The sequence below is a fragment of the Streptomyces sp. NPDC058464 genome, from assembly GCF_042721035.1.
Lineage (GTDB): Bacteria > Actinomycetota > Actinomycetes > Streptomycetales > Streptomycetaceae > Streptomyces.
In genome coordinates this window covers 153655-177690 of record NZ_JBHXMA010000024.1, presented here as the reverse complement: position 1 = coordinate 177690, position 24036 = coordinate 153655, and the positions used below count along the sequence as shown (strand labels likewise).

The window sequence follows — 24036 nt, the reverse complement described above, 5'->3', positions numbered from 1 at the left end:
TCCCACCGAGCCCACCCGGCGACCTCGCACCTACTTCTGCAGCACCGACACGTCCTGGTCCGCCTCCGGTACGGCCACCGTGCCGCGGTCGTCCGGGAGGGTCTGGATCGTGAAGCCCGGGACGCCGTCCTCGGTGGCCGCCAGGGTACGGGCGCCGTAGACCGGGCCGCCGGAGACCGTCTCCACGGTCAGGGCGTAGGTGCCCTTCAGGCCGGACGGGACCGGGGCGTCGACGTTCTGGGTGGTGCCCGACTTGATGGTGAACGTCTTGGAGACCGCCGTGCCGCCGCCGCTGCCCGCCGACGCCGTGACCTTGACCTGGGCGGTCGCGGTGGGGGCGGTCAGGGAGAGGGTGGTGCCCTTGCCGCTGTTGTCGGCGGACGTCGCGCGCGTGCCGACCGGCGCGGTCGCCGGGATGTACGCGGTCTCCTGGTTGGCACCCTTGCCGCGGGTGACGCGCAGGGCGGCCACGATCGGGACGGACTGGTCGCTGGGCGTGAGGATCAGCGACCCCGCCTCGCCGCGCGTGACGTCGCCGAGGTCGGTCGCGGTGGTCATGCCCGACTTCACGTGCAGCGTCTCGTTGCCTGCCGGGGTGATCGTGCCGTCCGGGGAGGCGAGGCGCACCTTCAGGTCCGCGTCGTTGTCGCCGGTGGTGAAGGCGATCAGCCGGACGTCGGTGGCGTCCTTGGGGATGCCGGGCAGCACCAGGCTGCCCGACGGGTCGGCGGAGGCGGCCAGCCAGTCGCCGCCGGTCTTGTCGTCCAGGGCCTGCACGCTCGCGCCGACCCGGCCGCTGCGCACGCTCACGTGCACGGTCAGGTCGGTCTGCCGCTCGTCGGTGAGCGTGGACAGCAGGACCGGCTCACTGGCGTGCGGCTGGACCGTGATGCCCTCCCCCACCGTGGACTTGAGCTGGCCGTCCTTGCCGTACAGCTCGATGTCGACCACGGCTGCGCCGTCGTCCGGGTTGGTGAGGTGCACGTAGTCGGTACGGCTCGCGGCGGTACTGGCGCCGGGGAACCAGAAGTCGGTGTCGGCCGTCGTGCAGGTGACCCCCTGGAGGCCGCGCCCGGTGCCCGCGGCGACCTCGGTGGTCTCCTGGACCGTCCAGCCGGGGGCGTACTTGCCCTCGGCGGTGCCGACGTAGGCGGGCCCGTCGGCGCCCGAGGTGTCCCCGGTGGCCGGGGTGCCGGGCGTCTTCGGGGTGAGGACGGGCTTCGCCGCCTTCTTCTTGCCGCCGCCCGTCCCGTCCGCCGACTGCTCGGTGGCGGCCTGGAGTTCGGCCTTTCCGTCGCTCGTTGCGCCCTTGGTGACGGGCGTGAACGACGTGTACGAGGTGTCGGCGATGTCGGACAGGCTGGGCGCCGGGCACAGCAGTGTGGTGCGCTCCACGGGCAGCTGGGCGGCCGCCTCCGCGGTGTGCGCGGGGGTGGTGGCCGGCGGGTCGAGCGCGGCGAACCCGGTGACCGCCGCGAGGGCGGCCGTGCCGGCGAGCAGGGACAGGGTGGTGCGGTTCACTGCTGGCTCCCGTCGTGGTGCTCGCCGCCGGTGCCGTCGGGGTGCTGGGCGGCCGGGTCATAGGCGGGGTCGTAGCCCTGCTGGTACGTCGGGTCGTACCCGCCCTGCCCCTGCTGCCCGCCGTAGGCGTACGGGTCGTACTGGCCGGTCTGGTAGGGGTCGTACGTCTGCTGGTCGTAGCCGCCGGTCCGGTACTGGCCGGTGCCTGCGTCGGCACCCTGGTACGGGTCGGCGTAGCCGGTGTCGTAGCCGTCGGCCGCCGGGTAGGAGGCGGGGTCCCATTCGTCGTACGACTGCTGGTGCGGGACCGCGGCCGGGGACTCCTCCTCCTCCGCCGCCGGGAAGCCGGTGTCCTCCGGGGTCTCCTGGTGCCCCTCCTGTGCCTCCTCCTCGGCCTCCGCCTGGGCGCGCAGGCGGCGGGCGCGGCGGCCCTCGCCCTCGGCGGCCTGGGCGGTGACCGGCTGCTCCTCGGGGAGGTCGTCGTCGACGTCGCGGCGGCGGCCGGGCAGGGCGAGGACGACCAGGACGACGGCGAGCGCGCCCTGTGCCCACAGCCAGGCGGTGTGGGTGAACGGCGTGTCGTAGGTGACGTCCAGCTTCCCGCCGGAGGAGGGGAGCTCGAAGCCCTGGGCCCAGCCGTCGACGGTGGTGCGGGTGAGCGGCTTGCCGTCCAGGGTGGCCGTCCAGCCCTCGGAGGCCGAGTCGGCCAGGCGCAGGATGCGGCCGTCGGCACCGGTCGGGACGGTGGTGTGGATGTCGACGGGTCCGGCGGCGACGGAGTCGGGGGTGCCGGAGCCGTTCGCGGAGACGATGGTCGCGCGGGAGACCTGCTGGTCGACGCGCCACAGGGCGCCGCCGTTCTGCTGGCTGAGCCGGGACAGGCCGGGCGTGGCGTCGAGCACACGGGTGATGTCGCGCGGTGCGCCCTTGTGGACGAGGACGTAGCGCACGGCGAACCCGCCGAGCTGGTCGGCCTGGTCGGCGCCGGAGCCGGCGACCAGGTTGGCGACGACCTTGTCGAGCGTGGCGTTCTCGCCGTCGGCGGCGGTGACCTCGGCGTCTCCCATGCGGGCACCGGAGCCGCGCACCAGCATGTAGGACACGCGTGCGGTGCTGTCGCTGTCCAGGACGAGGGTGCGGACCTGGTCGGTGGTGGTGCTGTCCTCGGCGACGAAGGCGGGCACCTGGGCGGGGTCGCGCCGCTCGACCGGGCCGTCGGCGCCCGCGATCATCCAGCCGGCGGCGAGCAGCAGCGGGCCGGCGGCGGAGGCAAAGGCGATCAGGGCGGCCACCGGCTGGCGCCAGCCGAAGCTCTGCTCGGCGACGCGCGAACGTGCCCCGTCGGCGCCGAGCGCGGCGGCGGACAGGATCGCGATGGCGTAGACGAGGGTCGCGGGGCCCGCCCAGGTGGACTTGTTCGACAGGACCGCGAAGACCAGGCCGACCAGGGCGACCGCCCAGGCGGTGCGGATGGCCGACTGGCGCTCGGAGCGCAGCAGGGCGGCGAGCGCGGCCAGGACGACGCCGACGAGCATCAGCCCGTTGACCGTGCCGGGGCCGCCCGGGCTGGCGCCGAGCAGGTCGAGGGCGGAGGCGGCCGAGGAGCCGTACTCGAGCCCGGCCTCCTTGAAGAAGCCGAACGGCAGCAGCGTCAGCGACCAGGGGGCGAGGACCAGCAGCGGGGTGCCGAGCTGGATCAGCAGCCGCAGGCCGGAGGCGACCAGGTCGGCGCGGCGGACGGCGAGCACGGCGAGGCCGAGGACCAGGGCGATCGGCCAGACGATCGGCGTGAACGCGGTGGTGATGGTGAGCAGCAGGGCGTACGCCCAGGTGGCGCGCCAGCTTCCGCGCGCTCCCGAGGAGCTCGCGAGGCCGCCGGCCGCGACGCCCGCGCGGGCGATCAGCGGCAGCAGGATCGCGAGGACGGCGGTGCCGATGCGGCCGCCCGCGAGGGCGCCGGTGGCGGCGGGCAGGAAGGCGTAGGCGATGGCCGCCCAGGCGCGCAGCAGGCGCGAGGTGACCAGCGGGCGGGAGGCGAAGTAGGCGGTGAACCCGGCCAGCGGTACCGAGGCGACCAGCAGCACGGTGACCGCGAGCCCGGTGGAGCCGAACAGCAGGGAGGCCAGCGCGGCGACGATGGCGAGGTACGGCGGCGCGGCCGGGGTGCCGCCGGCGCCGACCGCGTGCCAGGCGTCCAGGTAGCGCGACCACAGCTCGCTCGCGGTGCCCGGGGCGGGCAGCAGGGCGCCGCCCGCGAGCGCGCCGGAGCCGAGCAGGGCCCGGCAGGCGGCCAGCGAGATCAGCAGCAGCACCAGGAAGAGCACCGGGCCCGGCTTGCGGGCGATGCGCTTGAGGCGGGCGAACTGCTCGATCTCCAGGAAGTCGGCGTCGTCGCCGCCGGGCCCGGACTCGACCGCGCCGCCGTGCCGGCCGGCCGCGGAGATCTCCTCGTCGCCGCCGAAGAGGTTGCCCGCGACCTGCTCGACGGTGGCCCGGACGGTGGCGCCGGGCGGCGGGAACAGGGGGCGCAGCTCGCCCTTGTCGAGCTGGGAGCGGCCGCGCCTGCGCCGCCCGGCGATGATCCGCTCGGGCCGCAGCAGGGTGCCCAGCAGACCGCGGATCTCGTCGAGGGCCTGTCCGGGGACCTTGCCGACGAGGTAGGCGACGGTGCGCAGCAGGGTGCCGAGGACCAGGCGGAGCATGATCCAGGGCAGGGTGGCCGTACGGGCGTTGACCAGCAGGGTGTAGATCGCGCCGGCCTTGTCGACCTTGTGCGGGGAGGCGGTGGTGCGGCCGGCGCAGTCGACGGCGCGGCGCTCGCGGGAGGCGGCCTCGGCGTGCCGTACGACGGCCTCGGGGGCCACCAGGACGCGGTGTCCCGCGTTGTGCGCGCGCCAGCACAGGTCGACGTCGTCGCGCATCAGGGGCAGCCTGCGGTCGAAGCCGCCGAGCTCCTCGAAGACGTCGCGGCGGATCAGCATGCCGGCGGTGGAGACGGAGAGCACGGGCCGCACGTGATCGTGCTGGCCCTGGTCCTGCTCGCGGCGGTCCAGGCCGGTCCAGCGCCGCCCGGAGTTGGCGATGGTGACGCCGACCTCGAGCAGCTGCCTGCGGTCGTACCAGCCGCGCAGCTTGGGGCCGACGACCGCCACGTCGTCGCGGCCCAGCTCCAGCTCGTTGTCGACGACCCGGAGCAGCTGGGTCAGGGCGCCGGGTTCCGGGGCGCAGTCGTCGTGCAGCAGCCACAGCCACTGGACCGGTTCGCCGTACGGCAGCTCGGGCATGTCGTAGGCGTCGTCGCGCCACTGGCGGGTGACCGGGTCCCAGCCGCTGGGCCGCTTCAGGTACGGCAGGTCGTCCGGGGTGAGGACGGGCGCGGTGCGGCTCGCCTCCTCGACGGCCTGGCCGAAGCCGGTGCGGCGGGCGAGATGCAGGACGTTGGCGTCACCGAGGGACTCGGTGAGCAGCTGGGCGGAGTCGTCCGCGCTGCCGGTGTCGGCCGCGACCGCGTACTGGACGGGGCGCTCCTGGCCGAGCAGCCCGGCGAGCGCGGCGGGCAGCCAGCGGGCACCGTCGTGGGAGACGAGGACCGCGGTCACCACGTGACGCGGGAACTCGGGCGGGCGGGTCGGGTCAAACCCCGCTGTGGCAGCCGTGTCTTGGGCTGCCGTGTGGCTGTGCACGGACATCGAGGTACGGGCCCCGGTTCGATGGACTGCGGTGGACTCCTGCGCCCGCTGGTGGCGGCGAGGCGTCTCGGACGAGCGCCCACACTATCGGCTGGGCATGTCGACGGCCCGCCGCCTGTGGATAACCCACCGGCGACGGGCCGTTCGCGCAGCTCAGATGTGTGCGTTGGATGGACGTCCGCTCCGGACCGCAGCCCTCGCCGGTCAGACGGCGGCCTTCTTGAGGCGGCGGCGCTCCCGCTCGGAGAGCCCGCCCCAGATACCGAACCGCTCGTCGTTGGCGAGGGCGTACTCGAGGCACTCGGAGCGCACCTCGCAGGCGAGGCAGACCTTCTTGGCCTCTCTGGTGGAGCCGCCCTTCTCGGGGAAGAAGGACTCGGGGTCGGTCTGGGCGCACAGCGCGCGCTCCTGCCAGCCGAGTTCCTCGTCCGCGTCGTCGACCAGCAGTTGCTGCACCAGCTCGGTCATGTGCGCCCCTCGTCTGTCTTTCACGTCCCCGTGCGTGGCCGTTGCCGATTTCGGCTGAACGACACGAGTGAAATTACAAGTGTGCTGCTCCGGGCGAGTCAAGCCGAGATCTGCTATTGGGCCCGTTATTCACTCTGCGGAACCAAGGCCAAGCGGAAAGTGTTCAAATCGCCATAAACCTTGACACGCAGACGACGCCCCGCGCGGGCACCCGACCCCATACAGAGCTTGTACGGAGAAGGACGCCCAGATGTTCGATCGCGTTCCGAAGTGGCTCGCGCGCCCGGTTGTGCGCCATGTGTCCCGGGCGCTTACTGAACAAACCTTTCGGCAGCGAGATGAACCGGATGAGGTGAACCATGTCCCACATACCGGGCGCCGAGTTGACACGGGAGGTGTGAACCGATGTCCTTGTGGGCATGCTCGCGAACTTGGCGCTCACCTCGACCCGCACCGCCGGGTCCCACGGTGCTGCCCGCGCACGCTGTAGCTGTTGCTGTCGCAGCTGTTGAGCCGCAGTCGTAGTCGTATCCGACCGCTCCCGCTCCAGCCGCAGACCGAGTCCCCCGGACTCGGTTTTTGCTTTTCGTTCCCCGCTGACCTTCTTCACTGAGGAACCACCGCACCCCCATGAACAGCGACAACGACCTCCAGATCGCCGGCGACATCCTCGAGGTGCAGCACCTGCTGCAGCCCCCGCGCGAGCACCCGGTCACCGTGGCCGAGTTCGTCGGCCTGGCCCGCGCGATCGCCGCCGACCGCGCGCAGTGGGCGCACCTCGTCGAGTACGACGCGACCAGCCGCTGGTACCACCGGCTGCGCACCGGCCCCGGCTACGAGGTGTGGCTGCTGTCCTGGGTGCCCGGACAGGGCAGCGGGCTGCACGACCACGGCCGCTCCTCCGGCGTGCTGACCGTCCTGGAGGGCACGCTCACCGAACGCACCGAGCGCGGCACGCGCGCGTTGGGCGCCGGTGCACAACGGGTGTTCGCGCCGGGGTACGTGCACGAGGTCGTGAACGACGCGCTGGAGCCGGCGGTGAGCCTGCACGTCTACTACCCGGGCCTGACCGAGATGCCCATGCACGCGGCGGCCGCCGCGGCCTGCGAGGCCCGTCCCGTGACTGCGTGACGCGTTGTCGGACCCGCCTGCAAGACTTGGCGCATGCGCATTGTGGTTCTGGCAGGCGGTATCGGCGGTGCCCGGTTCCTGCGCGGTCTGAAGCAGGCCGTGCCGGACGCCGACGTGACCGTCATCGGCAACACCGGGGACGACATCCACCTCTTCGGGCTGAAGGTCTGTCCGGACCTCGACACGGTGATGTACACGCTCGGTGGCGGCATCAACGAGGAGCAGGGCTGGGGACGGACCGACGAGACCTTCCACCTCAAGGAGGAGCTCGCCGCCTACGGGGTGGGGCCGGACTGGTTCGGGCTCGGCGACCGGGACTTCGCGACGCACATCGTGCGCACCCAGATGCTGGGCGCCGGTTATCCGCTGAGCGCGGTGACCGAGGCACTGTGCGACCGCTGGAAGCCGGGCGTGAAGCTGATCCCGATGACCGACGACCGGGTCGAGACCCATGTGGCCGTCGAGGTCGACGGCGAGCGCAGGGCGGTGCACTTCCAGGAGTACTGGGTACGGCTGCGGGCCGGCGTCCCCGCCGAGGCGGTCGTGCCCGTCGGCGCCGAGCAGTCCAAGCCGGCGCCCGGCGTCCTGGAGGCCGTCGCCGAGGCGGACGTGATCCTCTTCCCGCCGTCCAACCCGGTGGTCTCCGTCGGCACGATCCTCGCGGTGCCCGGCATCCGGGAGGCGATCGCCGCGGCCGGGGTGCCCGTGGTGGGCCTCTCCCCCATCGTCGGGGACGCGCCGGTGCGCGGGATGGCCGACAAGGTGCTCGCGGCGGTGGGCGTGGAGTCGACGGCGGCGGCGGTCGCCGAGCACTACGGCTCCGGGCTGCTGGACGGCTGGCTCGTCGACTCCGTGGACGAGGGCAGCGTCGCGCGCGTGGAGGCGGCCGGCATCCGCTGCCGGGCCGTACCGCTGATGATGACCGACCTGGACGCGGCCGCGCAGATGGCCCGGGAGGCGCTGGCGCTGGCCGAGGAGGTGCGCGGGGCATGACCGACGCGACCGGCACGACCGGCACGACCGAAACCGCGGGCGCGGCCGACGCGGCCGACGCGGTGCCCGCGTACCGGGTGTGGGCGCTGCCCGGGATCCCCGAGGTCCAGCAGGGCGACGACCTGGCCAAGCTGATCGCCGCGGCGGAGCCGGGGCTGGCCGACGGGGACGTGGTGATCGTCACCTCCAAGATCGTCTCCAAGGCCGAGGGCCGGATCGTCGAGGCGGCCGACCGGGAGGCGGCGATCGACGCCGAGACCGTGCGGGTGGTCGCCCGCCGCGGGCCCCTGCGGATCGTGGAGAACCGGCAGGGCCTGGTCATGGCCGCGGCGGGCGTGGACGCGTCCAACACCCCGGCCGGGACCGTGCTGTTGCTGCCCGAGGATCCCGACGCCTCGGCCCGGGCCGTCCGCGCGGGCCTCCGGGACGCGCTGGGCGTCAACGTCGGCGTGATCGTCACGGACACCTTCGGGCGACCCTGGCGCTCGGGGCTCACGGACGTCACCATCGGCGCCGCCGGCGTGGACGTGCTGGACGACCTGCGCGGGGGCGTGGACGCGTACGGCAATCCGCTGGTCGCGACGGTCGTCGCCACGGCCGACGAGCTGGCCGCCGCCGGCGACCTGGTGAAGGGCAAGGCGACGGGGATGCCGGTCGCCGTGGTGCGGGGCCTCGCGCACGTCGTGGCGGACGCCGGCGACGAGGACGAGGACGGCGCGCGGGCGCTGGTCCGGGACGCGGGCAGCGACATGTTCCGGCTCGGGACGTCCGAGGCGGTCCGGGAGGCGGTGACCCTGCGGCGGACGGTGCGGGCCTTCACCGACGACCCGGTCGACCCCGGAGCGGTACGGCGGGCGGTCGCCGCGGCCGTGACCGCGCCGGCGCCGCATCACACGACGCCGTGGCGGTTCGTGCTGCTGGAGTCGGCCGAGGCCCGCGTCGGGCTGCTGGACGCGATGCGGGACGCGTGGATCGCCGACCTGAGGAAGGACGGCAAGTCGGAGGAGTCCATCGCCAAGCGGGTACGGCGGGGCGATGTGCTGCGGAACGCGCCGTACCTGGTCGTGCCGTGCCTGGTGATGGAGGGGTCGCACACGTACGGGGATCCGCGGCGCGACGCGGCCGAGCGGGAGATGTTCGTGGTCGCGGCGGGGGCCGCGGTGCAGAACCTGCTGGTGGCCTTGGCCGGGGAGCAGTTGGGGTCGGCGTGGGTGTCGTCGACGATGTTCTGCCGGGATGTGGTGCGGGAGGTGCTCGCGCTTCCGGCGGGGTGGGATCCGATGGGGGCGGTTGCGGTGGGGAAGGCTGCGGAGGAGCCGCGGGAGAGGGCCGAGAGGAAGGTGGGGGACTTCATCGAGGTGCGGTGACTTTGTGCGCCTACCGGTCCGGGAGGACGCGTAGGCGGGCGGGTGCCGGTTGAGTGTGGCTTGTCGCGCAGTTCCCCGCGCCCCTGAAAGCAGTTCCCCGCGCCCCTCAAAACAGGGCGCTTGAGGCCTAGGATTCCTTGGATGGCTGGTCGGTTTGCTCCTCGGCCCACGCGTGTGACTGTGCGGGGTGGGCAGGTTGTCGTGCCTGCCGGCGTGCCTCGGCAGGCTGTCGCGCCCGGGCGGGTTCGGGTGTGGAAGCCGGGCGGGGCTCTTGATCTGGGGCTCGTGCTGGGGCCACTGCGCCGGGGGCCCGGGGATCCGACCTTCCGGGCCACCCGTGACGGGTCCGTGTGGCGGGCCAGTCTGACGCCCGCCGGGCCGGGGACGCTGCGGGTCGCCGTCTACGGCGGTGAGGCGCGCGGGGAGGCCTGGGGGCCGGGGGCCGACTGGCTGCTGGAGCAGCTGCCGGAGATGCTCGGGTCCGCCGACGACCCGTCCGCGTTCGTGCCCCGGCACCGGGTCGTGGCGGCGGCCCTGCATCGGCGGCCGGGGCTGCGGCTGACGCGGACCGGGCTGGTGCTGGAGTCGTTGGTTCCGTCGGTCCTGGAGCAGAAGGTGACGACCGACGAGGCCTACCGGGCCTGGCGGTTGCTGGTGCGGAGGTTCGGGGAGCGGGCGCCGGGCCCCGCGGGGGTGGGTGAGCGGCCGATGTGGGTGATGCCGACGCCCCGCACCTGGGCGCTGATTCCTTCCTGGGAGTGGCACAAGGCCGGGGTCGACGACAAGCGGGCCTCGACGATTCTGCGGGCGGTACGGGTCGCTGCGCGGCTTGAGCAGGCCGTGGGGATGACGGCGGAGGCGGCGCAGGCGCGGCTGGAGGTGGTGCCGGGGGTGGGGCCGTGGACGTCGGCGGAGACCGTACAGCGCAGTCATGGGGCGGCGGACGCGGTGACGGTCGGGGACCTGCATCTGCCGGGGATCGTGGGGTGGGCGCTGGCCGGGGACCGGCATGCCGACGACGAGGTGATGCTGCGGCTGCTCGAGCCGTATGCGGGGCAGCGGCATCGGGCGGCCCGGTTGATTCTGCTGAGTGGGCATACGCCGGCGAGGCGGGCGCCGCGGATGCCGCGGGGGGATATCGGGCGGTTGTGATGTGCGGGGCGGTGGGGCGGGGGGTGGGGACGCTTACCGGCGCTGGCAGGGTGCCTCCCCCAGCCTTCGGCCGGGGGACCCCCAGCGCCCACCCGTGCCGCCCTGCGGCACGCCTGCCCGCAGCTGGGTGGCTGTGAAGCGCCCCGTAAGGGGCGCGGGGAACTGCGCGAGCAACCCCCACGCGCCCGCAGCCGGACGACTCCGGCAACCACCCCCTACTGGTCCGAGGAGAACCGCACCGCCCCCGCCGGGATCATCGCGTCGCACCACACCCTGGCGCCCTCCCGCAGTTCGTTGTCGGCGCCGATGACCGCGCCGTCGCCGATCACCGTGCCCGTGAGGACCGAGCGTTCGCCGACGCGGGCGCGGTTGCCGATCAGGGAGTCGGTGATGACGGCGCCGGGTTCGATCACGGCGCCGGGCAGGATCGTCGAGCCGAAGACCCGCGCGCCCTCCGCCACGAACGCACCCTCGCCCACCACCGTGCCCCCCGTCAGCTTCGCGTCCGCCGCCACCCGGGCCGTGGGGAGGACGAGGCGGTCGCCGCAGCGGCCGGGGACCGCCGGGGACGGGGCGCGGCCCAGGACGAGGTCCGCCGAGCCGCGCACGAAGGCCGCGGGCGTGCCGAGGTCCAGCCAGTACGTGGAGTCGACCATGCCCTGGAGATGGGCGCCGGCCGCGAGCAGCTCGGGGAAGGTCTCGCGCTCCACCGACACCGGGCGGCCCGCCGGGATCGTGTCGATGACCGAGCGGCGGAAGACGTACGCCCCGGCGTTGATCTGGTCGGTGACGATCTCCTCGGGGGTCTGGGGCTTCTCCAGGAAGGCCAGCACCCTGCCCGTCCCGTCGGTGGGGACGAGGCCGTACGCGCGAGGGTCGGTCACCTGCGTGAGGTGGAGGGAGATGTCCGCCGAGGTCGACTCGTGCGTGGCCACCAGGGCGCCGATGTCCAGGCCCGTCAGGATGTCGCCGTTGAAGATCAGGACCGGGTCGTCGGGGCCCGAGTGCAGCCGGGCGGCCACGTTGCGGATCGCGCCGCCGGTGCCGAGGGGTTCCTCCTCGGTGACGTACTCGATGTGCAGGCCGAGCGCCGCGCCGTCGCCGAAGTACGGTTCGAAGACGTCCGCCAGATAGCTCGTCGCGAGGACGATGTGCTCCACGCCCGCCGCTCTGGCTCTGGCCAGCTGGTGCGTCAGGAACGGCACGCCGGCCGCCGGGACCATCGGCTTGGGCGTGTGGACCGTGAGCGGGCGCAGCCGGGTGCCTTTGCCGCCGACCAGGAGGATCGCTTCTGTCACCTGTCGTCTCTGCTTCCTGCCGGGACCGGCCGAACTCTCTGTCGGCCGGCCAGTGTATGCAGACCGTGCGACGGCGCCCTCGACGGCCGCGCGATGCCACGCGGCATGGGTGTGCGGTTTCCCCCGACTGCCCCCGACGGCGATGAACGCGGCCCCCGTACTCAGCGTCCCTGCAGACGTGTTCTCAGCGTCCCTGCAGGTGCGCGGAGCTGGTCCGGGCCGAGCCGAGCTTGGCGTAGAGCTTGGCGCCTGGGCATTCGGTGGCGTACCCGTCCCGGTGGCCGGAGATCACGTTCAGTCGTACGTTCTTCCCCTTTGGGTAGAGATTGCCACCCCCGGACTTCAGATATGTCTTTCCCTTCGGATTGGCACCGAAGAGTCCGAGCTTCCACGCGGTGAGCTTGGCGACGGCGGTCACGGCGGCCGCGGACGGCTTGTGCGAGCCGTAGGTACCGATCACCGCGATCCCCATGCTGTGATTGTTGAAACCGAGCGTGTGGGCGCCTCTGACGGCCTTCGCCACTCCCCCGGCGCGGCCCTCGTAGATGGTTCCGCACTTGTCGACGAGGAAGTTGTAGCCGATGTCCCGCCAGCCCATGCTCACGACGTGGTAGCGGTAGATACTGCGGATGACGGACGGGGCCTCGGAGCAGCGGTAGCCGTTGCCGGTGGCGGTGTGGTGGACGAAGGCCGCCTTGATCTTCCCCGTGTAGACGAACCCCTTCTCGCGCAGCGACTCGTCGGCGCCCCAGCCGTGGCGGGTGACGATCCTCGGACGCGGTCCGATGTACGGCTTCGCGAGCGGGGCTTCGGCGCCGCTCAGCTGACCGAGTTCGCGTTCGGTGTCCTCCCGGCTCAGCGCGGGGATCTCGGCGGCGGCGAAGGACACGAGGTCGGCGTTGACCGCGGCCGCCGCGTCGGCCGCGGTGTCGGTACGGGGGCTGTCGGCCGGCGGGCCCTGGGACGGGATCGCCTCGCCCGGGTCGACGAGTTCGAGGCGCAGGCCCGCCGGGAGCAGGTCGCGTCCGACACCGGGCCCGGGGCCGGGGCCGCTGTCGCGCGGGGCGGAGTCGTCGCCGGTGTCGGCGTCCAGGTCGGCGTCCAGGTCTGCGCTGGTGTCTGCGTTGATGTCTGCATTGGTGTCTGCGTCTGCGTTGGTGTCTGCGTTGGCGTCCCCGTCTGCGTTGGTGTCCCCGTCTGCGTTGGTGTCCCCGTCTGCGTTGGTGTCCCCGTCTGCGTCTGCGTCGGCGTCTGCGCGTACCCGTACGTCGACTCCGTCCGAGTCGCCCACCCACAGGGGCGCGGTGGCGCCGTGCACCCGGCCGGAGGCGGCCTCCGCCGTGTCCGGGTCGGCGCCGTGGTCGGCGTTGTGCGTGTCGATGTCCTGCCAGCCCGACCAGTCGCCGGTGGCGGCGGACCGGGTGCGCACCTGGACCTGGCCGTGCAGTTCGGCTCCGGGGTTGTCCCAGACGACGCCGACGAGTGAGAAGTGGCGTACGTCGGTGCTGTACGCGCCCTGTTCGGGGGCCCGGCCGAGGACGCGCTCACGGGCGCGGGGGGCGAGGGGCAGCGACTGGGTGCTGCCGGGGAGGGCCGCCGTCGTGGTCCGGTCCGCCGGTGCGGCGGCCGCGGACGCGGACGGCGCGTTGAGCACGGCCGGCGGGAGGGTGAGAGCCGCCGCGCAGGTGACGCCGATCGAGCAAGTCAGGAATCCACGCATGCCCCTGATATTGAACACAGTCAGACAAACCTGCCCATCGGGGAATTGACGGTCCGTCGGGTCCGGTTACGCCGAACCGGTGGCCCCGCCAGGCGGTGCGGGCAGCGGGCGCGGCGTACCCTTGCGCGGGTGAACGCCACCGATCGCACCCCTGCCGACCTGCTGCGTTCCGCGCTCGCCGCGGATCCCGGACGCCCCCTGGTGACCTTCTACGACGACGCGACGGGCGAGCGCGTCGAATTGTCCGTGGCCACCTTCGCCAATTGGGTGGCCAAGACGGCGAACCTGCTGCAGGGCGACCTGGCGGCGGGGCCGGGTGACCGGGTCGCTCTGCTGTTGCCGGCGCACTGGCAGACGGCGGTGTGGCTGCTGGCCTGTTCGTCGGTGGGCGTGATCGCCGACGTGGCCGGGGACCCGGCGGCGGCCGACGTCGTCGTCAGCGGGCCGGACTCGCTGGAGGCGGCGCGGGCGTGCCGGGGGGAGCGGGTCGCTCTCGCGCTGCGGCCGCTGGGCGGGCGGTTCCCGCAGCCGCCGGAGGGGTTCGTCGACTACGCCGTCGAGGTGCCGAGCCAGGGGGACCGGTTCGTGCCGTTCTCGCCCGTGGATCCGGAGGAGCCCGCGCTGATCGTGGCGGGGGCGGAGCTGAGCGGGGCCGAGGTCGTGGAGCGGGCGCTCGGGGATGCGGCGGGGCTGGACCTGACCGGGCCGGGGTCGCGGTTGCTGTCGGGGCTGGGGTACGACACGTGGGAGGGGCTGAGCGCGGGGTTGTACGCGCCGCTCGCGGTCGGGGGGTCGGTGGTGCTGTGCCGGCATCTGGGGGAGCTGGGGGAGGAAGGGATCGCGAAGCGGATCGAGAGTGAGCGGGTGACCGCGTCGGCGCGGTGAGGTCGTTCGTCGGGTGCGGCTGAGTGGGGGCTGGTCGCGCCCACGCGGCGGAGCCGCAGATCGATACGGCCCCGCGCCCCCAAGAAGGTGGGACCACTCGCCCCGCGTAAGCAGTCACTGCTCCTTGGTGGGACCACTCGTCCCGCGTAAGCAGTCACTGCCCCTTGGTGGGACCACTCACCCGCCTGGAGTAGTTGCCGCCGCCCCCGCCCTCGCCCCGAGGCACTGTTGAGGGGTGACCGACGTCGTAGGGGCATCCGCCACCGGGCACGGGCTTGCCCGGCGGAGGCGGCGGCGTTGGATACGGGGGGTGGCCCTCGGGACCGGGGTGCTGCTCTTCGGGGCCGTCGGTGGCGGCTGGGCCCTCTACGCGAAGCTCAGTCACAACATCACGGCCGACGACGCGGCCGCCGCCGAGCTCGCCCGGTACGAGCGGGAGCGGCCCACCGAGCTGGTGCGGGGCGCGCAGAACATCCTCCTCATCGGGTCGGACAGCCGCGCCGGGGACGGGAACCGTCGCTACGGCAAGGATTCGGGCACCCAGCGGTCCGACACCACGATCCTGCTGCATCTCGCCCGCGACCGGCGCAGCGCCACCGCCGTCTCGCTGCCCCGGGACCTGATGGTGCACGTGCCCGGCTGTCTGCGCGGCGACGGGCGGCGCAGCGAGCCCTCGTTCACGCTGTTCAACTCGTCGTTCGAGGTGGGGGGTTCGGCCTGCACCGTGCGAACGGTGGAGAAACTCACGGACATCCGTGTCGACCATTACGCCGTCGTCGACTTCAGCGGGTTCAAGGACATGGTCGACGCGATCGACGGGGTGACGGTGTGCCTGAAGAAGCCCATCGACGACAAGGCGGCGAAGCTGCGGCTGCCCGCCGGGCGGGTCACGCTCGACGGGGAGCAGGCGCTGGGGTACGTACGGGCGCGCAAGTCGCTCGGGGACGGCAGTGACACCGGGCGGATGGACCGGCAGCAGCAGTTCCTGGGGGCGCTCGTCAACAAGGTGCAGAGCAGTGACGTGCTGCTGAACCCGGCGAAGCTCTATCCGCTGCTGGACTCGGCGACCTCCGCCCTCACCACCGATCCCGAACTGGCCAGTCTGCGCGGCCTGTACCAGCTCGTACGCGGGCTGCGGGGCATCCCCACGGAGCATGTGCAGTTCCTCACCGTCCCGCGCGAGCCGTATGTGTACGACTCCAACCGCGATCAGCTCAAGGCGGCCAAGGCGGACGCGCTGTTCGCACTGCTGCGGGCCGACGCGCCCGTGAAGGTCGCCGACTACGTCACGGGCGAGAAGGACGATCCCTCCGACGGAAACTCCACGACGCCCACGTTTCGCGGTAACACCGCCGCCGAGGACAGGTGCACGTAAAGCACACGCCAAGGCGGCGAACTTCCGCGCCGTTCATTGTCAGTTAAATGAGACGGATTGCCCGCTTGTAGGGAGGATGAATTTGTCACTGGCGTCACTCGACGCTGAACTGGGCGGATAGTGTGAGCGCTCCGGTGCACCCGGCCGCGAGGTCCGTCCTGGGGTCGTGCACCGCGAAACGTGACCGAGCGCCTTGGTGGGGGGAAGGCGCCGCGTGGCCCCGACGGAGGATTCGGACAACCGTGGACGCGCAAGGCCGTGGGCGGGCGGACAACATCGATCCCGCAGACCAGTGGGTACTCAATCCGAACACCGGCGAATACGAACTGCGACTGGCGCCTTCCGCACCGCAGTCGTCGGTACCCGGACCGCGCAGGCCCGCCTCGCCGGGCGCCGCCGCGGGCGGTGGCGGTGCGCGGGAGACCGCGAGCCCGGAGGTGCCGGGGCAGCGCAGGCGCCGCAGCGAGCCCGAGCCGCCGGCGGGGCGGCGCTCGCGGCGGCAGCCGGTGAAGAAGAAGTCGAAGGCGAAGAAGGTCCTGCTGTGGACCGGCGGGACGATGGCCTTCGTGCTGGTCGCCGCCTCGGCCGCCGGCTACCTGTACATCAAGCACCTCAACGACAACATCACGTCGGTCTCCGACGACGGCGCGAGCACCGGTGGTTTCAGCAAGGACAAGGCGATCAACCTGCTGATCATCGGCACCGACAAGCGGACGGGCTCGGGCAACGAGGGCTACGGCGACGCCGGCAGCGTCGGGCACGCCGACACCACGATCCTGCTGCACATCTCCAAGGACCGCTCGAACGCCACCGCGCTGAGCATCCCGCGTGACCTCATCGTCGACGTGCCCGACTGCCAGACACAGCAGTCGGACGGGAGCGAGAAGGTCATCGCGGGCACCGAGAACGTCCGGTTCAACACCAGCCTCGGCCAGGACGGCCGTACCGCCAGCTGCACCGTGCGCACGGTGACCGAGCTGACCGGGATCCAGGCCGACAACTTCATGGTGGCCGACTTCAACGCGGTCAAGACGCTGACCGACGCGGTCGGCGGGGTCGAGGTGTGCCTGGCCAAGGACATCGACGACTCGGACTCGCACCTGAAGCTGTCCAAGGGCACCCACAACATCTCCGGCGAGACCGCGCTGGCGTTCGTGCGCACCCGGCACTCGGTCGGCTTCGGCGGTGACCTGAGCCGGATCCAGCTCCAACAGCAGTTCCTCAGCGCCCTGATGCGCAAGCTCAGCTCCAACTCGACGCTCACCAGCCCGACCAAGCTGCTGAAGCTGGCCGAGGTCGGCACCAAGGCGCTCACCGTCGACTCCAAGCTGGACAGCATCTACAAGCTGAAGGACCTCGGTCTGGAGCTCGGCAAGCTCAACCCGAAGAACCTGACCTTCACCACCATCCCGGTGCTGGACAACCCGGCGGAGAAGGTGAAGGCGACCGTCGTGCTCAACGAGACGAAGGCCCCCGCCGTCTTCCAGGCGATCAAGGACGACGTCTCCTTCACGGCCGTCAAGAAGAAGCAGGCGCAGGCCAGCAAGGACGCGGCCGCCGCCCGTCTGAAGGGCTCCAAGTCGGCGGCCTCCGAGGTGCGGGTGCGGATCCTCAACGGCGGGGCCCCGGCCGGCAGCGCCCAGGAGACCCTCAGCTGGCTGCAGAACCAGGAGGGCGTCCTCAAGTCGGAGAACGCCGGCAACGCGGACGCCGCAGTGAGCAAGACCACCCTGGAGTACGCGCCCAACCAGGCCGACCAGGCGCGTGAACTGGCCAGCCTCATGGGGCTGTCGGGCTCCGCGATGAAGCCCGGGAAGAGCGTGATCAACTCCCAGGGCCTGCCCGCGATCACCCTGACGCTGGGCAAGGACTTCCAGGGGGCGGGAGTCTCCCTCACCACACCGACAAAGGCGCCGGACGTGGACAGCAAGACGACGGCGGACAAGGTGACCTGCGCCAAGTAGGCCAAGTAGACCGGCGCGACGAAGAGTTACGCCCGGCGACCGCCAAGTAACAGCGAATAAGCAGGTAACCCTATGGGTCCGTCACGCGTCTAACCGGGCGCGGGGCGGACCCGTGTGGTCCGTGTGGCGTCCGATGGGGGGCGTGGCGGCGGGCCCATGTGCGCAGGGCGCAGGGTGGGGAGGGCAGGGAGTTGACGCAGAGCGATGTGCGGGGGGAGGAGGTGCCTGCGGTCGAGGACACGATGTCCCTCGCACCGAAGGCACCCCGGGCGCCGGGCAGACCCGGAGAACCTCGCGGGGGCGGCGCGAAGGCCGGCTCGGGCGGTGACTCGCCCGGCGGCCCGAACGGCGGCCCGGACGGTGGCCGGGGCAGGCGCGGCGGGCGCGGACGGCGGGTGCTGCGCTGGTCGGCGACCGTGCTGTCGGTGGTGGTCCTCGGCACGGCCGGTGCCGGTTACCTCTACTACCAGCACCTGAACCGCAACATCCACAAGGGCCAGCGCGACATCGGCGACGCCAAGGCGCGCAAGACCGCGGCGAACGCGGCCGGCCAGACGCCGTTGAACATCCTGCTGATCGGCTCCGACAGCCGTAACTCCGACGAGAACGTGAAACTCGGCGGCGCCAAGTACGACCGGGGCAGCCCGCCGCTCGGCGACGTGCAGATGCTGATCCACCTGTCGGCGGACCGCAAGAGCGCGGCGATGGTGAGCATCCCCCGGGACACCCGCGTCGACATCCCCAAGTGCACGGACCCGGACACCGGCAAGGTGTACGCGGCGACCAACGCCATCATCAACGAGTCGCTGGCCCGCGGCGGCGCCGGCTGCACGCTGGCCACCTGGGAGAACCTCACCGGGGTCTACATCGACCACTGGATCACGATCGACTTCGCGGGCGTGGTGAACATGGCGGACGCCATCGGCGGCGTCGACGTCTGTGTGAAGCAGAACGTGTGGGACCGGCCGACGGCCGCGGTGCCCGGCGGCTCCGGGCTGAAGATGACGGCCGGCACGCACAAGGTGCAGGGCGAGCAGGCCCTGCAGTGGCTGCGCACCCGGCACGCCTGGGGCAGTGACCCGCTGCGGGCCAAGGCCCAGCACATGTACCTCAACTCGATGATCCGGACGCTGAAGGGGCAGAACGTCTTCACCGACACCGGCAGGCTGATGGACCTGGCCGAGGCGGCCACCAAGTCGCTGACGGTCTCGGAGGAGATCGGCAGCCCGAAGAAGCTCTACGACCTGGGCATGCAGCTCAAGTCGGTGCCGACGGACCGCATCACCTCGCTCACCATGCCGAACGTCCAGGACCCGCAGAACCGGGACCACCTCGTGCCGGACGGCGCCAACGCCGCCAAGATGTGGCAGATGCTCCGCGACGACGTGGCGTTCGACAAGAACGGCGGCGCCGAGGAGAGCAAGAAGAAGACCACGGCGAGCGCCACGCCCACCAAGGAACCGTCCGTCTCCGCGGGCAGTCTCGGCGTGCTGGTGCAGAACGCCACCGGTACCGCCACCGAGGCCGCGGTCGGCGGCCGGGCGCGGGCGCTGGCCCAGGTGCTGGCCGGCAAGGGATACACGAAGGCGGCGGCGGACACCTCGGCGGCCGCGCAGTCGGTGGAGAAGACGGTGGTCCAGTACCCGAGCGCGGACCTGCAGGGCGACGCCCAGGCGGTCGCCAAGGCACTGGGGATCCCCACCGGTCAGGTGCAGCAGACCACGAATGTGTCGGGTGTCACGCTCGTCGTCGGCGCCGACTGGCGGGACGGGACGGCCTACCCGAAGCAGTCCACGCCGAAGGCCGGTGACCTGCCGGACAACGCCGACGCCATCAACGGTTCGGACACCAAGCAGTGCATGGACGTGTACGCGCCCTACCGCTGGTAGCGGGCCGTGCCGCCGGTCTTGCACAGGGGTCGTACAAGGTTCCCGTACAGGGTCATTACAGGCGGCACGGTCTCTTCACACACAGGTCCGCACAGGTAAGCACAGGCAACTCCTAAACGGCTGCACGACACTGCCGCCGTGCTTCAGGTGCCCGGGAGTTCCGGGTGTGGCGGCAGGTGTGAGCGGGAGGGCGGGCAAGGTGGTGCACAGCAGTGTGCGGGGGGAGGTGTCCGACGTGGTGTCCGCGGTCGAGGACACCATGTCTCTCACGCCCCAGGACGGTGGCGGCGGCCGACAGGGCAGACGCGGTACGGACGGCGACCGAAAGCGCCGCCGACGCCGGATCGTCCGCTGGTCGGCCTCGATCCTGGTGCTGGCCATGGCCGGTACCGCCACCGCCGGATACCTGTACTACGAGCACCTCAACGGCAACATCAAGAAAGAGAACCTGAACAACGCCGACGCCAAGGACCGCGCGACCGCGTCCAAGGCGAACGCGGCCGGTCAGACCCCGCTCAACATCCTGCTGATCGGCTCCGACGCCCGGGACACCGCCGAGAACCAGAAGCTGGGCGGCGCCAAGGACATCGGCACCGCCGCCCGGGCCGACGTCCAGATGCTGCTGCACGTGTCCGCCGACCGCACCAACATGTCGGTGGTGTCCATGCCCCGCGACACCCTGGTGTCCATCCCCAAGTGCACCGACGCCAAGACCGGCAAGGTGTACGCGGCCACCGACGACACGATGACCAACGCCTCCCTGGAACGCGGCGGGCCCGGCTGCACGGTGGCCACCTGGGAGAAGCTCACCGGCATCCACATCGACCACTTCATGATGGTCGACTTCTCCGGCGTGGTGTCGATGGCGGACGCGATCGGCGGGGTGCCGGTGTGCGTGGACGCCAACATCTACTCGCACACCTCCACCGGCCACGGCTCCGGCCTGAAGCTGAAGAAGGGCACCACCTCCGTCAAGGGCAAGCAGGCCCTGCAGTGGCTGCGCACCCGCTACGGCTTCGAGGACGGCAGTGACATAGCCCGGACCAAGGCCCAGCACATGTACATGAACTCGATGGTCCGGCAGCTGCGTTCCAACGCCACCCTCAGCAACCCCGACAAGCTCCTGGGGCTCGCCGAGACGGCCACCAAGGCGCTCACCGTCGACACCGGCCTCGGCACGGTCACCAAGCTCTACGACCTGAGCAAGGAACTGAAGAAGGTCCCCACGAACCGGATCACCATGACGACGATGCCGTTCGTGTACTCCTCCGACGGCAACCGGGTCCTGCCCAAGCCCACCGACGCGGCCAAGCTGTGGCGGCTGGTCCGCGAGGACATCGCGCTGGACGGCAAGGACAAGAAGAAGACGACGACCACGACGAAGGTCACCGACAAGGCGGCGGCCGACGACAAGATCGCCGTGCAGGTGCAGAACGGCACGAAGAGCAGCACGGAGACCGCCGTCACCGGCCGGGCCGCCGCCGTCACCCAGCTGCTGGTCGGCAAGGGCTTCACGAAGGCGGCCGCCGACTCCTCGGCGCTGCTGAGCGAGGACCAGACGCTGGTGCGCTATCCGAGCGCGGACCTGGCGGGCGACGCCCAGCGGGTCGCCAAGGTCCTGGGCATCCCCACCAGCCAGGTGAAGAAGTCCACGGCCGTGGACGGGGTCACGGTGGTCGTGGGCGCCGACTGGCGCTCGGGCACCAAGTACACCGCCGACGACGATGACACCACCCCGGCGTCGGCGAGCGCCCTCAACGCCTCGGACACCAAGGCGTGCATGCACGTCGACCCGGACTACACCTGGTAGCCCGGGCCGGTCTCGCGGGGGTGCTCAGCTGCCGGTGGAGCTGAGCACCGCCGGGCGGCGGGACGCGATGACCCGCTTCGCCAGGGCCTTGGGGCTGGTCAGGAAGCCGTACCCCCACGACATGTGCATGGTGGCGAGGGCGACCGGGATCTGCAGCCGTGCCTTCAGCGACAGCCCCTTGCCGGCCGGGAGGGACCCGGCGACGATCGCCGCGAGGTAGCCGCCCGGCACGAGGAACCCGAACGGGGTGACCAGCGCGCCCACGACGATCCCCGCGGCTATCGCGCACACCGCCGTCGGCGGGGCGAGGTAGCGCAGGTTGATGGAGCCCTCGTGGTAGCGGGCGACGACGTGCCGCCAGCGGCCGTAGTCCTTGTACTGCTTGGCGAGCGCCTTCACGCTGGGCCGCGGCCGGTACGACACCCTCAGCTCCGGCGAGAACCAGATCAGCCCGCCGGCCTCGCGGATCCGGAAGTTCAGCTCCCAGTCCTGGGCGCGGATGAACTCCTCGTTGTAGCCGCCCTGTTGCTCCAGCGCCTCGCGCCGGAAGACACCGAGGTAGACCGTGTCGGCGGGCCCGGCCTCGCCGCCCGTGTGGAAGGCCGCGTTCCCGACGCCGATCTTCGAGGTCATGGCAGCCGCGACCGCGTCCTCCCAGGCGTTCTCGCCCTCGGCGTGCATGATGCCGCCGACGTTCATCGCGCCGGTCTCCTCCAGGAGCCGTACCGCGGTGGCGATGTAGTTCGGGGAGAGCATGCCGTGGCCGTCGACACGGACCACGATCGGGTGCCGGGAGGCCTTGATCGCGGCGTTCAGCGCGGCCGGGGTGCGCCCGGTCGGGTTCGGCACGGTGTGCACGCGCTTGTTCTCGGATGACGCAGTCTCGGCCACGAGCTGGGCGGCGATCTCGTCCGTGCGGTCCTTGGACGGACCGAGGGCGATGACGACCTCCAGCTCGCCGGCGTACTCCTGCGCGAGGATCGCTTGGACGGCCCCGCGCAGGTGCCGCTCCTCGTCGAGGACGGGCATGATCACAGAAACTGCGGGGTGCCGCACGTCGGGCTTGGCGTTCATAGGGGGCTCACGTTACCGCGAACGGGGGACACCGGTGCGCGCCGCATGGGCGGTGGGGCGGGCTGAAGGTCGTATCGGCCTACGGTGCTCACGGATCCCACGTACGGCCTCGTCCGGAGGTGTCCTTTGTCCGCCAGCCCGCCCCGGTCCCCCGCCCGGCCCGTCCGGCCGCAGCGCCGACCGCAGCCCACCCGTCAGGCCCCGCGGCCGCCGGTACGACCCAGGAGGCCCCGGCGGCCGCGCTGGGCCATGCGGGCGGTGACCACGCTCTCGGTCGTGGTGCTGGCGTCGGCCGGGATCGGGCACTCGGTGATGGCCGGCCTGGACGCGGACATCGCCCGGGTCGACCCCTTCAAGGACATGAAGAACCGTCCCGCCCCGGGCCACGGCATGAACGTGCTGCTGGTCGGCACCGACGGCCGCGACCAGATCACCGAGCACGAGCGGCGGAAGTACCGGCTGGGCGGGGCGCCCTGCCACTGCACCGACACGATCATGATCGTGCACATCTCGGCGGACCGGGAGCGGGCGACCGTGGTCAGCCTGCCGCGCGACTCGTACGCCGAGGTGCCGTCGCACGTCGACGAGGCGACGGGCCGGACGCACCCCGCGCACCCCATCAAGCTGAACGCGGCCTACGCGGAGGGCGGCCCGCAGCAGACCGTCCGCACCGTCGAGGACATGACCCACCTGAAGATCGACCACTATCTGGAGGTCGACTTCATCACGTTCATGCGGACCGTGGACGTGCTCGGCGGGGTCCCGATCTGCACCGCCCAGCCCCTGCAGGACTCCTACACCGGCCTGCACCTCTCCCCCGGCACGCACACCCTGAACGGCGGCCAGGCCCTGCAGTACGTCCGCTCCCGGCATGTCGACGCGGCGAGCGACCTGAGCCGGATGAAGCGGCAGCAGCAGTTCCTGGCGGCGCTGATCGAGCGGGCGACGTCGAACGGGGTGCTGCTCAACCCGATCAGGTTCCGGGACGTGACGCGGGCGGTGCTGGGGTCGGTGCGGGCCGACACCGGCTTCGGCACGGACGAGCTGCTCGACCTCGGCCGGGCGATGCGCAACTTCTCGCCGTCCTCCTCCGAGTTCACGACCGTCCCCATCGGGCAGCTCGGGTACGTGGTGAAGGGCATCGGCTCGACGCTGAAGTGGGACCGGGCCGGAGCGGACCGCCTGTTCCAGTCCCTGCGCGAGGACAAGCCGCTCGCGGCAGCGACGCCGGCGCCCACGCACGCGGCCACGCCGACGCCCTCGCCCTCGCCCTCCCCCTCTCTCGCGCCGAGGCCGCAGGGGGCACGGGGGCCGGCGCCGGTGACGGTGGAGGTGGCGCCCGCGACGATCCGGGTCCAGGTGGAGAACGGCACGGGTACGGCGGGGCTGGCGCGGCGGATGGACGCGGCGCTGGCGGCGACGGGCTTCGCGACGAACCACCGGCCGGTGACCGCCGCCCACCGTGACCTGGGGCGGACGGTGATCTCCTTCGACCCGCGGTGGGACCGCTCGGCCCGCTCGCTGGCGGCGGCCCTGCCGGGCAGCGTGCTGCGGGCCGTGCCGGGGCAGGGGCCGGTGCTGCGGGTGACGGTGGGGGCGGACTTCAAGGGGGCGGTACGGACGGTGCGGGTGGCTGCGCCGGTGCCGCCGAAGGTGGAGGCTCCCGTCATCCGGGGGGACGAGAAGGTCTGCTGAGGGTC

The 24036-nt window shown here is 72.1% G+C and carries 16 protein-coding genes; 10 read left to right on the top strand and 6 right to left on the bottom strand.

What is annotated here, in order from left to right; all coding sequences use genetic code 11:
• Positions 1-30 precede the first annotated feature (30 nt).
• The 3 genes from ACFWPQ_RS29660 to ACFWPQ_RS29650 form a co-directional block, all read right to left on the bottom strand.
• Complete coding sequence (locus ACFWPQ_RS29660) at positions 31-1521, bottom strand: DUF5719 family protein (protein WP_384041226.1); 1491 nt, start codon at positions 1519-1521, stop codon at positions 31-33.
• Positions 1518-5210, bottom strand: coding sequence for a glycosyltransferase (locus ACFWPQ_RS29655; protein WP_384041224.1), 3693 nt, complete (start codon positions 5208-5210; stop codon positions 1518-1520). Before ACFWPQ_RS29655 ends, ACFWPQ_RS29660 begins: the two co-directional genes overlap by 4 nt.
• 204 nt (positions 5211-5414) lie before the next feature.
• Positions 5415-5678, bottom strand: coding sequence for a WhiB family transcriptional regulator (locus tag ACFWPQ_RS29650; protein WP_003975777.1), 264 nt, complete (start codon positions 5676-5678; stop codon positions 5415-5417).
• Between the two features lie 630 nt (positions 5679-6308).
• On the opposite strand from ACFWPQ_RS29650, the gene ACFWPQ_RS29645 reads away from it, so the two are divergent.
• The 4 genes from ACFWPQ_RS29645 (at position 6309) to ACFWPQ_RS29630 (ending at position 10321) form a co-directional block, all read left to right on the top strand.
• Entirely contained in the window at positions 6309-6809 is a 501-nt protein-coding gene (locus ACFWPQ_RS29645; RefSeq protein ID WP_384041222.1) for a cysteine dioxygenase, read from the top strand.
• 33 nt (positions 6810-6842) lie between these two features.
• Positions 6843-7802, top strand: coding sequence for a 2-phospho-L-lactate transferase (cofD, locus tag ACFWPQ_RS29640; RefSeq protein ID WP_384041220.1), 960 nt, complete (start codon positions 6843-6845; stop codon positions 7800-7802).
• Positions 7799-9169, top strand: a complete 1371-nt coding sequence (locus tag ACFWPQ_RS29635; RefSeq protein ID WP_384041217.1) for a coenzyme F420-0:L-glutamate ligase — start codon at positions 7799-7801, stop codon at positions 9167-9169. The genes cofD and ACFWPQ_RS29635 overlap by 4 nt, the downstream gene beginning before the upstream one ends.
• Before the next feature lie 141 nt (positions 9170-9310).
• Entirely contained in the window at positions 9311-10321 is a 1011-nt protein-coding gene (locus ACFWPQ_RS29630) for a DNA-3-methyladenine glycosylase family protein (RefSeq protein WP_384041215.1), read from the top strand.
• Positions 10322-10536: 215 nt separating this feature from the next.
• On the opposite strand, the gene ACFWPQ_RS29625 is transcribed toward ACFWPQ_RS29630, so the two are convergent.
• Positions 10537-11619 (bottom strand): sugar phosphate nucleotidyltransferase, encoded by a 1083-nt coding sequence (locus ACFWPQ_RS29625; protein ID WP_384041212.1) that lies wholly within the window; start codon positions 11617-11619, stop codon positions 10537-10539.
• A gap of 184 nt (positions 11620-11803) precedes the next feature.
• Entirely contained in the window at positions 11804-13339 is a 1536-nt protein-coding gene (locus tag ACFWPQ_RS29620; RefSeq protein ID WP_384041209.1) for an N-acetylmuramoyl-L-alanine amidase, read from the bottom strand.
• 129 nt (positions 13340-13468) lie between these two features.
• Between ACFWPQ_RS29620 and ACFWPQ_RS29615 the strand changes: the two genes are divergently transcribed.
• The 5 genes from ACFWPQ_RS29615 to ACFWPQ_RS29595 all read left to right on the top strand — a co-directional run bounded on the left by ACFWPQ_RS29615 (position 13469) and on the right by ACFWPQ_RS29595 (position 21262).
• Positions 13469-14224: a TIGR03089 family protein gene (locus ACFWPQ_RS29615; protein WP_384041206.1), complete on the top strand. Its 756-nt coding sequence runs from the start codon at positions 13469-13471 to the stop codon at positions 14222-14224.
• Between the two features lie 301 nt (positions 14225-14525).
• Complete coding sequence (locus ACFWPQ_RS29610) at positions 14526-15599, top strand: LCP family protein (protein WP_384041275.1); 1074 nt, start codon at positions 14526-14528, stop codon at positions 15597-15599.
• A gap of 242 nt (positions 15600-15841) precedes the next feature.
• Positions 15842-17563 carry an LCP family protein gene (locus ACFWPQ_RS29605; RefSeq protein WP_384041203.1) on the top strand — a complete coding sequence of 574 codons (1722 nt, stop codon included), beginning with the start codon at positions 15842-15844 and terminating at the stop codon, positions 17561-17563.
• Between the two features lie 242 nt (positions 17564-17805).
• On the top strand, positions 17806-19452 hold the full coding sequence (locus tag ACFWPQ_RS29600) for an LCP family protein (protein WP_384041272.1): 1647 nt from the start codon (positions 17806-17808) through the stop codon (positions 19450-19452).
• Positions 19453-19711: 259 nt separating this feature from the next.
• Positions 19712-21262 carry an LCP family protein gene (locus ACFWPQ_RS29595; RefSeq protein WP_384041269.1) on the top strand — a complete coding sequence of 517 codons (1551 nt, stop codon included), beginning with the start codon at positions 19712-19714 and terminating at the stop codon, positions 21260-21262.
• A 24-nt stretch (positions 21263-21286) separates the two neighbouring features.
• Here the strand turns inward: ACFWPQ_RS29595 and ACFWPQ_RS29590 are convergent, their stop codons facing one another.
• Complete coding sequence (locus tag ACFWPQ_RS29590) at positions 21287-22336, bottom strand: glycosyltransferase family 2 protein (protein ID WP_384041200.1); 1050 nt, start codon at positions 22334-22336, stop codon at positions 21287-21289.
• 249 nt (positions 22337-22585) lie between these two features.
• Between ACFWPQ_RS29590 and ACFWPQ_RS29585 the strand changes: the two genes are divergently transcribed.
• Entirely contained in the window at positions 22586-24031 is a 1446-nt protein-coding gene (locus tag ACFWPQ_RS29585; protein ID WP_384041197.1) for an LCP family protein, read from the top strand.
• The last annotated feature ends 5 nt before the right edge of the window (positions 24032-24036 follow it).